This window comes from Achromobacter sp. RT286_PF (assembly GCF_059760425.1).
This window is the reverse complement of sequence record NZ_JCBAMR010000039.1, coordinates 37,607-48,212: the sequence shown is the minus strand read 5'-3', so window position 1 is coordinate 48,212 and position 10,606 is coordinate 37,607. Positions and strand designations below refer to the sequence as shown.

At 65.1% G+C, this 10,606-nt stretch carries 10 protein-coding genes and 1 pseudogene; 2 read left to right on the top strand and 9 right to left on the bottom strand.

Features of this window, described 5'->3' with window-relative positions:
* Positions 1-32: 32 nt before the first annotated feature.
* The 7 genes from AC6LJY_RS23450 to AC6LJY_RS23420 all read right to left on the bottom strand — a co-directional run bounded on the left by AC6LJY_RS23450 (position 33) and on the right by AC6LJY_RS23420 (position 7,478).
* Positions 33-839 (bottom strand): putative hydro-lyase, encoded by an 807-nt coding sequence (locus AC6LJY_RS23450; RefSeq protein WP_104143903.1) that lies wholly within the window; start codon positions 837-839, stop codon positions 33-35.
* 38 nt (positions 840-877) lie between these two features.
* Complete coding sequence (locus AC6LJY_RS23445) at positions 878-2,227, bottom strand: amidase (protein ID WP_046805035.1); 1,350 nt, start codon at positions 2,225-2,227, stop codon at positions 878-880.
* Between the two features lie 91 nt (positions 2,228-2,318).
* Positions 2,319-3,002, bottom strand: coding sequence for a DUF2848 domain-containing protein (locus AC6LJY_RS23440; RefSeq protein ID WP_046804964.1), 684 nt, complete (start codon positions 3,000-3,002; stop codon positions 2,319-2,321).
* 128 nt (positions 3,003-3,130) lie between these two features.
* Positions 3,131-4,414, bottom strand: coding sequence for a TRAP transporter large permease (locus AC6LJY_RS23435; protein ID WP_314355632.1), 1,284 nt, complete (start codon positions 4,412-4,414; stop codon positions 3,131-3,133).
* Positions 4,411-5,031: a TRAP transporter small permease subunit gene (locus AC6LJY_RS23430; RefSeq protein WP_046804966.1), complete on the bottom strand. Its 621-nt coding sequence runs from the start codon at positions 5,029-5,031 to the stop codon at positions 4,411-4,413. Before AC6LJY_RS23430 ends, AC6LJY_RS23435 begins: the two co-directional genes overlap by 4 nt.
* Positions 5,032-5,113: 82 nt before the next feature.
* The gene (locus AC6LJY_RS23425) at positions 5,114-6,160 is read right to left on the bottom strand and encodes a TRAP transporter substrate-binding protein (protein ID WP_046804967.1); all 1,047 of its coding nucleotides are present in this window, start codon (positions 6,158-6,160) and stop codon (positions 5,114-5,116) included.
* A 412-nt stretch (positions 6,161-6,572) separates the two neighbouring features.
* Positions 6,573-7,478, bottom strand: a complete 906-nt coding sequence (locus AC6LJY_RS23420; RefSeq protein ID WP_314355631.1) for a LysR family transcriptional regulator — start codon at positions 7,476-7,478, stop codon at positions 6,573-6,575.
* Positions 7,479-7,545: 67 nt separating this feature from the next.
* Between AC6LJY_RS23420 and AC6LJY_RS23415 the strand changes: the two genes are divergently transcribed.
* Both AC6LJY_RS23415 and fabV read left to right on the top strand, forming a co-directional pair.
* Positions 7,546-8,505, top strand: coding sequence for a DMT family transporter (locus AC6LJY_RS23415; RefSeq protein WP_319300462.1), 960 nt, complete (start codon positions 7,546-7,548; stop codon positions 8,503-8,505).
* A 132-nt stretch (positions 8,506-8,637) separates the two neighbouring features.
* Entirely contained in the window at positions 8,638-9,828 is a 1,191-nt protein-coding gene (gene fabV, locus AC6LJY_RS23410; RefSeq protein WP_219992439.1) for an enoyl-ACP reductase FabV, read from the top strand.
* A 51-nt stretch (positions 9,829-9,879) separates the two neighbouring features.
* On the opposite strand, the gene AC6LJY_RS23405 is transcribed toward fabV, so the two are convergent.
* On the bottom strand, positions 9,880-10,185 hold the full coding sequence (locus AC6LJY_RS23405) for a hypothetical protein (RefSeq protein WP_314355629.1): 306 nt from the start codon (positions 10,183-10,185) through the stop codon (positions 9,880-9,882).
* A gap of 196 nt (positions 10,186-10,381) precedes the next feature.
* Positions 10,382-10,549: pseudogene (locus tag AC6LJY_RS23400) on the bottom strand (HAD hydrolase family protein); the annotation flags it as partial.
* Positions 10,550-10,606: the final 57 nt, after the last annotated feature.

The window sequence follows — 10,606 nt, the reverse complement described above, 5'->3', positions numbered from 1 at the left end:
TCGCAGCACACAGGCTGCGATGGGGTTTTTGTTTACAGCATCGCCATCCGGCTGTTGACCAGATCGGTCACCAGCATGTGCCCCGGCGCGTGCGTGATGCAGAACTCCGGACGCACCGACGACACCACCGATTGCGGCGTGACGCCGCAGGCCCAGAACACGGGCATTTCGCCCGGCCGGATTTCGACCGCGTCGCCGTAGTCGGGCTGGTTGATGTCGGCAATGCCGATCAGCGCCGGGTCGCCAATATGCACGGGTGCGCCGTGCACCGACGGAAAGCGCGACGTGACCTGAATGGCGCGGATGGCATCCGCCGCCTTCAAGGGGCGCATGGACACCACCAGAGGCCCGCTGAAGGCGCCAGCCGGATGCGTCGGGATGTTGGTGCGGTACATCGGCACGTTGCAGCCTTGCTCGATATGACGCACCGGCAAGCCGTTATCCAGCATGGCCTCTTCGAACGAAAACGAGCATCCAATCAGGAACGACACCAGATCGTCACGCCAGATATCGCGCACGTCGGTGGGTTCGGCCACCAGCTCGCCGTTCTTCCAGACGCGGTAGCGCGGGATGTCGGTGCGGATATCGATGTCTGCACCCAGTTCCGGCAGCGCCGGGTTACCGGGTTCGGACATGGCCAGCAACGGGCAAGGCTTGGGGTTGCGTTGGCAGAAATGCAGGAAGTCCGCTGCCAGCGCGCGCGGCAGGATGGCCAGGTTGGCCTGGACGTGGCCCGGCGCCAGATTGGCCGTGGGGCCGGTCAGGCGCCCGCTGCGCGCGTCCAGACGCGCCTGGCGGGCCAGTTGGACACTATTGCGTACGACGTCGACGGGCGACATGAAAAATCCTCTTGATGCAGTTGTGAAGCACCGGGCGATCAGTGCCCGGCAAGCAGCGCCTCGATGGCCAGGCCGACGGCCAGGATGCGGCGGTCGGCACCGTTGCTGCCGGCGATCATCAAGCCCACGGGGGCCGTATCCGGCCCATGGCAAGGCAGCGACAGCGCGCAGCCATCCAGGAAGTTGATCAGCGTGGGGTTGCGCAGAATCAGGCCATTGGCCGCGTAATAGGCTTCGTCGGAAGCGACCAGGTCGGCCACCGCCGGCGCCACGATAGGCGTGGTCGGCATGATGAGCGCGTCGTAGCCGGCAATGCGGTGATCCACCGCCGCCACCCACGCTTCGCGCGCATCCAGCAAATCGATGTAATCCGCGGCGCTCATGTCCTGGCCACGCATGATGCGCGAGACCACGCGCGGGTCGTAGCGCTTGCCGGCGCGCGCGATCAGGTCGCGGTGCCAGGCCCAGGCTTCGGCCGCCGTGAAGCCGCCCTTGCTGTTGATGCCGCCAACTTCGGCGAACTCGGGAATGGCGATTTCGTCGACCAGCGCGCCGGCTTCCTTCAGCCGGGCCACGGCCGCGGCGAAACTGTCCGCCACGTGCTTGTCCATGGCGTCCAGCGCCAGCGTGGTGGGCACGGCCAGGCGCAGGCCGCGCAGCGCCATGGCCTCGGGCACGGGGCCGCCGTCGCCTGACAGAATGGCGTCCAGCTCGGCGCAGCAACGCACGCTGGCGGCGATGGGGCCGATGGAATCCAGGTTGGCCGACAAGGGCAGCACGCCCTGCATCGACACGCGCCAGGCGCTGGGCTTGAAGCCCGTCAGGCCGCACAGCGCGGCCGGAATGCGCACCGAGCCGCCGGTGTCGGAACCAATGCCGGCCACGGCCATGCCGTCGGCCACGGACACCGCCGCGCCCGAGGACGAGCCGCCCGGAATGCGGCCGGTGGCGCGGTCGTACGGGTTCAGCGGCGTGCCGTAGTGCGGGTTGATGCCCAGGCCCGAATACGCGAATTCGGTCATGTTGGTGCGGCCGATGATGACGGCGCCGGCCGCGATCAGGCGCTGCACGACGTCGGCGTTGGCGTCAGCCGCCGGCTCGCCTTCGCGCGCGACCGAGCCGGCCATGGTGGTTTCGCCTTCGATGTCGAACAGGTCCTTGATGCTGATCGGCAGCCCTTCCACCGCCGAACGAACGATGCCCGCCGCCCGCAGGGTGTCAGAGGCGCGCGCCTGCGCCAATGCCGACTCGGCATACAGCTTGGTGAAAACACGGGCGCCCTCGCCCGCCGCATCCTGCGCGCGCGCCAGCGCCAGTTCGGTCAGCGCGACCGAGCTGGTACGGCCCTCGTTCAGGGCCAAGGTCAGATCATTCAAGGTCGAAACCATCATTGTCCTCGTGCCGCCTAGCGGCGTAAAAGTGCCGACAGGCGCAACCTGGATAGGCGCGCCCGGCGTTCAATGCCATGCAGAAACGGAATCAGGCCACCACGGGCAGCGATTCGACATGATAGCGATGGCTGATCGTGCGTTGGCGGCGCGGATCGAACAATTCCATGGTGAAGTCGGCCGCGGCGCGGATGCCGCCGATGGCGCCCACGGTGCCGCAGGTCATGCCCGCGCCTTGCGGCAGCACGGCAGCGCCGCCGGTGTAGCCGGCAATCAGGTCCTGCGGGGTGCGCAGCGTGGACAGCGGGCCTTCCTGGTACAGCACCTTTTCACCGTTTTCGACGATGTACGAGCGGATGACCAATTCGTCCCAGTAGTCGGCCACGTCGGCCAGGCGCCAGGCTTCGCTTGCCACCGGCTTCACGCAGACCTGCTTGGACATGGCGACGCTGACGGTTTCCAGCTTGCGGTCGGTATGGTCCGACGCGATGCTGACGTACATCTCGCCGTCCACGGCGAACACGAACGTTTCGACTTCGCCCGACGAATCCTCGCCCACGGCCTGCACTTGCGTGGCCTGGGTCAGCTGGTTGTCGGCAATGCGGTAGTACAGCGGCACGCTGGTCGGGCGCGGCACGCCGATGGCGGCGAGCTCTTCGATGTGGTGCTCGATGGCGGCCATGTCGCGTCCGGCCCAGCCGGCCACGATCAGGGTGTTGAAGTCCACTTCCACCTGGCGGGGATTGGCGTCGTCGATCTTGAATACGGCTTTCATATCAGTCCTGCGGAAATAACGGGTGGGAAACGGTGCGGCCGCGGTGGGCCGCACCCGGTTCAAACAAAAAGTCTTTTCAGTCGATCAATCAATCGATCAATCAATCAATCAATCAATTGATCAATCCATCAACCGAACGCGCGCGGCAACCACAGCGCGATGTCGGGCCAGAACGCCAGCAACCCCAGCATCACGAACATGGCGGCCACGAACGGCAGGCTGCCGATGATGACGGCGCTCATCGAGCCGTTCTTGCGCAGGCTTTGCACCACGAACAGGTTCAGGCCCACCGGCGGCGTGATCAACGCGGCTTCAACCAGGATGATGATGACGATGCCCAGCCAGATCGGGTCGTAGCCCAGCGCGATCATGATGGGCGCCACGATGGGAATCGTCGTGATCATCATGGACAGCGTTTCCATGAAGCAGCCCAGCACCAGGTAGAAGATCACCACGATCAGCAGCATCCACCCCGGCGACAAGCCCAGGCCGGTGATCGACTTGGTCAGCGCATCCGTCAGGCCCGTGGCCGACATGATGAAGTTCAGAAAGCTGGCCGCGATGACGATCAGCATGATCATCGCCGTGGACCGCATCGTGCCTTCCATCACTTCGCGCAGCATCTTCCAGGACAGCCGGCGGAACCAGGCGGCCAGGATGAAGGCGCCCAGCACGCCCAGCGCGGCGGCTTCCGTCGGCGTGGCAAGGCCCGCGTAGATGGAACCGACCACCAGGAAGAAGATGCCCATGGGCGGCGCCAGGTGCACCAGGCTGGCAAGACGCTGGCCCCAGGTTGCATGGATCTTCTTGCCGCCCCAGGACGGCTTGGCCACGCAAGCCACGACCACCGTCAGCATGAACAACGCGGCCATCGCGAAGCCGGGGATGATGCCGGCCAGGTACAGCTTGGGCACGGACGAATTCGTCAGCACGCCATAGATGACCAGGTTGATGGACGGCGGAATCAGGATGCCCAACGTACCGCCCGCGGCCAGGCTGCCCAGGAACAGCGGCTCGTTGTAGCCATACTTGCGGATCTGCGGAATGGCCACGGTGCCGACGGTGGCGGCGGTTGCCACGCTGGAACCCGAGGTTGCCGAGAACAAGGTGGACGCGCCGATGTTGGCGTGCATCAAGCCGCCCGGCAACCACGACAGCCACAGGCTCATCGCGCTGTACATGCGTTCGGCAAAGCCCGCGCGCAGCAGCACCTCGCCCAGCATGATGAACAGCGGAATCGCCACCAGCAGGAACTCGTTGTTCGAGCTCCAGGAAATTTCACCGATGGCGCGCGTCAGCGGCAACATCGAAAAGAGCGGGTCCAGGATCAGACCCAACACGCCAAGCGCCGCGCCCACGGGAATGGACAGCCCGATCAGCACCAGCAACAACGTCAATGCGGTGGAAATCATGCTGCGTCTCCCTTGACCATGCGCTCGCCGGCAGCGGCTTCTTCTTCAGCTTCTTCTTGCGCGGAACGCACGCCGCAGATCTGCTTGACCAGTTCGATGTCGCCCGTGACCAGCGCGGCGGAGGCGCGCGCCAGCATCAAGGCCACCGTGATGCACATCCAGGCCAGGCCCAACAGCCACAAACCTTGGGGCACCCACAGCGGCGTGGCCAGCGGGGTGTTGGCGGCGGACTTCTGGGCCCATGAGGTCTGCACCACGTCGTAGGCGTAGTACGTCAGGAACACCATGAAGACGGCCAGCGACACCATGGAAATCCAGTCGAGCACGGCCGACAGGCGCACCGGCAGGTATTGATAAAGCACGTCGACACGCACGTTGGCGCGTTGCAACGTGGCGAACGCCAGCGCCCAGGACGTGCTGATGGCAAACGCGTAGCTGGACAACTCGTCGGCGCCACCGGTGGTGAAACCCAGGAATTTGCGGGCCAGCACGTCGAACGAGATCAGCAGCACGCTGGCCACCGTCAACGCGCCGCCGGCCCATACGGCCACGCGCGAAAAACTCTCGGCGCGCCGCAACAGGCCGCCCAGCAGGCGGAAGTGTTCGGTTTGGGTCATGGATAGAACCTCTGCGGGCAAGCGCCCGGTATGACTTGCGGAAAAGCGCGCCGCCGCGCGATGCGGCGGCGCTGTCCAGCGCTTACTTGCTGGCGGTCAGGCCCAGCGTCTTGCCGATAGTGGCGTTGAAGTCCTTCACGCACTGTGCCGAGCAACGGGCGGCCCACTTGGGCAACACGGCTTCTTGCGCAACCTTCTTGAGCAGCGCGCGGTCGGCATCCGACGGTTGCACCAGAACCATCTTGCCCTTGACCGGGAACGGGCAAGCGGCGGCGCCGGTGTTGCAGTCATAGCCTTCCTGCGTCTGGCGGGCAGCGGCTTCCCAGATGTTGTCCACCAGCGTCTTCACATTGGCTTGCAGGAACGTGCGCACGGCGGGGTCCAGCTTGTCCCAGGCCTTTTGGTTGACGGCGTGGATCTGCTGGTTCCAGTTGATCGGCAGCGCAACCAGGTGGGTGGACACTTCGTACCACTTGGCCGAGTAGCCCGACAACGAACCGGTGATGGCGCAATCGACCACCTTGTTTTGCAGCGCCGGCACCACTTCACCGAAGGCCATCGTCACGCTGGAACCGCCCAGCGCTTCAACGAATTCGGCCGTGGTGCGGCTGCTGGTGCGAACCTTCTTGCCCTTGATGTCGGCCAGGCCCTTGATGTCCGCGTTGCAGAACAGCACCTGGGCGGGATAGGTCGAGATGCCCAGCAGCTTGACGTTGTTGCCTTCGCCGTAGAGCTTGGCGTAGACGGGCTCGAACGCGTCAGTCACGGCGCGCGCGGTCTTGACGTCGGGCGCCAGGCCGGCCAGGTCGATGGCTTCGTTGATGGGGTTGTCGCTGGCGAAGTACGACAGCGTGGCGGTGCCGAATTCAATCACGCCTTGCGACATCAGGCGCAGCAACTCGGGGCCCTTCAGGCCCATTTCGTTGAAGCCCTTGATTTCCGCCGTGACCTGGCCCTTGGACAGTTCGGGAATGGTCTTCGTCCAGAACGGCTTTTCGTAGTCGTTATAGGCGGTCAGGTTGGACAGGCCTCCCACGACCTTCAACTGGGTTTTGGGCAGGTCCTGTGCGTGGACGGCGCCGGCAAGCATGCTGGCGGCGACGGCTGCAAAAACAAGAGACTTCTTCATGGACAAAACTCCTGGCTGGCGGGATGGTCTGTCGCGCGCGGGATCCCGTTACCCGTGTCGCGCGCGGTTTGGTTCAGGTAATCAGGCGCGAAGATCGCGTGCGAGGCGCGGCCGAGGGCTGGGCGCCAAGGTCCGGAATAGGCTCGAAAGATGGTTCATGCTTTTCCCCCGCACTGTGTATCCAGGCGTTGCATTTTTGCTGTTTCGCCATTGCATCGTCCGGGGCGGCAAGCGTCCAATCGTATGTTGCGATGTGGGGGTATAAATATTTCTTGGGTCTCGCCGGATCGTTGTCGGGCCGTTTACGCAAACGACGGGCTGGCGCGGCTTTTCAGGCGGTTGGGCAGGCAAGGATGGGTGTCCGACTGCCCGGAACGCGGGATGGCTCCGCGCCCGCTCTGGGGGAAAACACCTAGGCGGGAATGCCGTCTCCGGCCTGCGCCGCGACCTTTTGCGCCATCTGTGCAATCACCCTGACCGCGTGGCTATCCGGCCCTTGCACCCAGGTTGCGGTAAAGCTCAGTTCAGGCAAAGGGTCGGCCTGCACACGCAGGATGCGCAGTTCGCCCCGCGCCAGTTCCTTGCCCAGGAACACCGGCGCGATCACGCTGGTGCCGATGCCGTCCTGCGTCATTCGGACCACCATGGACATGGACGCGCTGCCATACATACGCGGCGAGACCACGCCCGCGCGCGTCAGCATGTCGCGCACGACGCGGTACGGCGAGCTGTTGGATGGATACGTGATGATGGGCAGCTTGCCGATGCGTTCCAGCGTCAGCGGCTCGGGGCCGAGGTCCAGCGTGGGGCTGGCCACCCAGGCCAGCGGGTAGCTGCACAGCGGCAGGTTTTCGACACGGGCCTCAAGCACCGGCCCCATCAGGAACGCCAGGTCGATCTGGCGCGACATCAGGTGCGGGCGCAACACGTGGGTGGTATCCACCTCGATCTCGAGCACCAGCGCGGGATAGGTGGAATGGATCAGTTCAATCAGCGTGGGCAGCCACGTCTGCACGATGGTTTCCGCCACGCCGATGCGCACCGTGCCGGTCATGACGTTCTGCTCGCGCGCCGCCTCGAACATATCTCGCCGCACCTGCAGCATGCGTTCGGCGTGCGACAGCAGTTCGTGGCCCTTGGCGGTCAGCTTGACGCCGCGCGCGTCGCGCTCGAACAGCCGCACACCCAGGTCTGCTTCCAGCGAGGCGATGCGCTGCGACACGGCAGGTTGCGTGGTGTTGAGCTTGTCGGACGCGGCGCGAAAGCTGCCCAGCGTGGCGACCCAAAAAAAAGTTTCGACGTTACGTAGTTCGATCATTGGCCTGTTCCCCCGGCGCGATGAGCGTATCATGGCAGCCGCCCATTTCCCCATCAGGAGCCCGTCCATGCCCCCGGCCGATCCAGGTCGCCCGCAAGCCCCCGCGCCCGCCTCGCGCGGCCCGCTCGTCGGGATCTTGCTGCTGGTGCTATCGATGTGGACGCTGTCCTGTCTGGACGCCAGCGGAAAGTGGGTCATGAACGCGGGCGTGCCGCTGCTGGTGCTGTCATGGTTCCGCTACGTGGTGCACCTGATCCTGGTGCTGGCGCTGGTGTTGCCGGCGCGCGGGCTGCGTGTGCTGCGCAGCAACAAGCCGCGCGAACAACTGATACGCGGCGGCTCCATGTTCCTGGCCACGCTGATGTTCTTCACGACGCTCAGCTACATTCCGCAGGCCGAGGCCACGGCCATCAACTTCCTGGCGCCCCTGCTGGTGCTGTCCCTGGCACCCTGGATCCTGAAAGAGCCCGCCCGCCTGTCGCGCTTCGTGGCGGCGGGCATCGCGTTTATCGGCGTCATCATCGTGATCCGCCCCGGCGGCGGGCTGCATCCCATCGGCACCATTTTTGGCCTGCTGACCGCGTGCTGCTTTGCCGCGCAGTTCATCGCCACGCGGCGCGTGGCGGGCGATGACCCGTTCACGTCCTTGATCTGGAGCGGCGCGGTGGGCACCGCCTGCCTCACGCTGACCCTGCCTTTCGTGTTGCCGGCTGCCCTGCCCGTTCTGCAATCACTATCCACATTCGATTGGTTCTTGCTGATCTCGACCGGCCTGACGGGCGGGGTTGGACATCTATTCCAGATTGCCGCCTACCGCCGCGCCCCGGCATCCACGCTTGCGCCCTTCATCTACCTGCAAATCATCAGCGCCACGTCGGTGGGTTGGCTGGTCTGGGGACACTTTCCCGACCCGCTTACGTGGTTGGGTATCGCGATCATCTGCGCCAGCGGCATCGGCATCGGCCTGATCGAATGGCGGCGCGGCATGGCGATCAGCGCCGCGGCGGCCCGCGCGGGCGCCCGCTAAGCGCGGGCCTTTCCTGCCCACCCGCCCCGCCCGCCAGCGCGCGCGAAGCCGCTCCCGTACAATGCTCGACGCTTTTTGCGCTTTGGCGCATCGGCTTTCCCGGCATCCGGCATTTCCCCGAACGAGGTCTTCATGATCATCAAGCCCCGCGTGCGCGGCTTTATCTGCGTTACCACCCACCCCGTTGGCTGCGAGGCCAACGTCAACAAGCAGATCGACTACGTCCGGGCGCAAGGACCCATCGCCGGGGGCCCCAAGCGCGTGCTGGTGCTGGGCGCGTCCACCGGCTATGGACTGGCGGCGCGCATCAGCGCGGCCTTCGGCTGTGGCGCGGAAACGCTGGGCGTTTTTTTCGAACGCCCGGCAGACGCCGCCAAGGCCGGCACGCCGGGCTGGTACAACACCGCCGCTTTCCACAAGGCGGCCCAGGCGCACGGCCTGGCGGCGCAAAGCATCAATGGCGACGCGTTCTCGGACGAGATCAAGCAAAAGACCATTGCCGCCATCAAGGCAGGCATGGGCCAGGTTGACCAGGTGATCTACAGCCTGGCCGCCCCGCGCCGCACCCACCCCAAGACGGGCCAGGTGTTCAACTCCACGCTCAAACCCATCGGCCACGCCGTGAACCTGCGCGGCCTGGACACCGACCGCGAAGTGGTCAAGGAGTCCGTGCTGGAGCCGGCCACGCAGGCCGAGATCGACGCCACCGTGGCCGTGATGGGCGGTGAAGACTGGCAGATGTGGATCGACGCACTGCTTGAAGCGGGCGTGCTGGCCGAAGGGGCCACGACCACCGCGTTCACCTACCTGGGCGAAAAGATCACCCACGACATCTATTGGAACGGCTCGATCGGCGCCGCCAAGAAAGACCTGGACGACAAGGTGCTGGATATCCGCGCCAAGCTGGCCGCGCGCGGCGGCGACGCCCGGGTGTCGGTGCTGAAAGCGGTGGTCACGCAGGCCAGCTCTGCCATCCCGATGATGCCGCTGTACCTATCGCTGTTGTTCAAGACCATGAAAGAGCAAGGCACGCACGAAGGCTGCATCGAACAGGTGTATGGCCTGTACCGCGACAGCCTGTGCAGCGACACGCCGATCCTGGACGCCCAGGGCCGCCTGCGCGCCGACTACAAGGAACTTGATCCGAAGGTTCAAGAAGCCGTGCAGGCGCTTTGGCACCAGGTCACCAGCGACAACATCTATCAGCTGACCGACTTTGCCGGCTACAAGCAGGAATTCCTGCGCCTGTTCGGTTTTGAGATCGATGGCGTGGACTACGAGGCCGACGTTGACCCCGCCGTGGAAATACGCGGCCTGATCTGATCAGGGGCGTTCAGTGCGCGCGCCGGCCGTGCAACGGCCGCGCGCATCGCATCATAGATACTCCAGCGTGACCAGCCGGTGCGGCACATCGCGCGCACCGCCCCTGCCAGGCAAGGGCTGCAATGCCTTCGTGCTGACCTTGACGACGCTGTCGGTCGCGGTGGCCGGGCGGCCGGCGGCAGGCGCACAGATGATGCGCGGCGTGGTCCGCGCAACCTCGCGCGACGGGCTGGCCTGGCAACGGGTGGGTTCGACAATCATGCCGGAGAACCGGATGATGCCCCCCGCGGCGCTGACCGCCATGGGGGCAAGCATGGCGGCGACAAACACAACAAACGCTGAACAACGAATCATCATGGCGGCTCCAGGGCGTTGGCAACGTCTGGCAAGCGCGTTTGCCCGCCAGAGGGCACTCCCCAGACATCACCTTGGTATCCCCTTGGCATCGCGGCGCGTATCGCAATGCGCCGTTTTCAATTCCATGTCTCGGTTGTCAATCAGACTACTCTGAAGATTTTTTCGTATCAATTTGGATTAAGTCTAAAAACGCCGCTTACTTCGCCTTTTTCGTCAGGATCTCTAATAAGCGGTCCAATCCGCCCTCGTCGATGGCCACATTGACGACCTGGCGCACGGCGGGCTTGGCCCGATAACCGACGGACAGCCCGGCGGCGCGCATCATCGGCAGGTCATTCGCGCCGTCTCCCACCGCGATCGCGCGATCCAGCCCTACCCCGCGCTGCCCGCGCGCACGTCGTCCAACCCCAGCCGGGCGCGC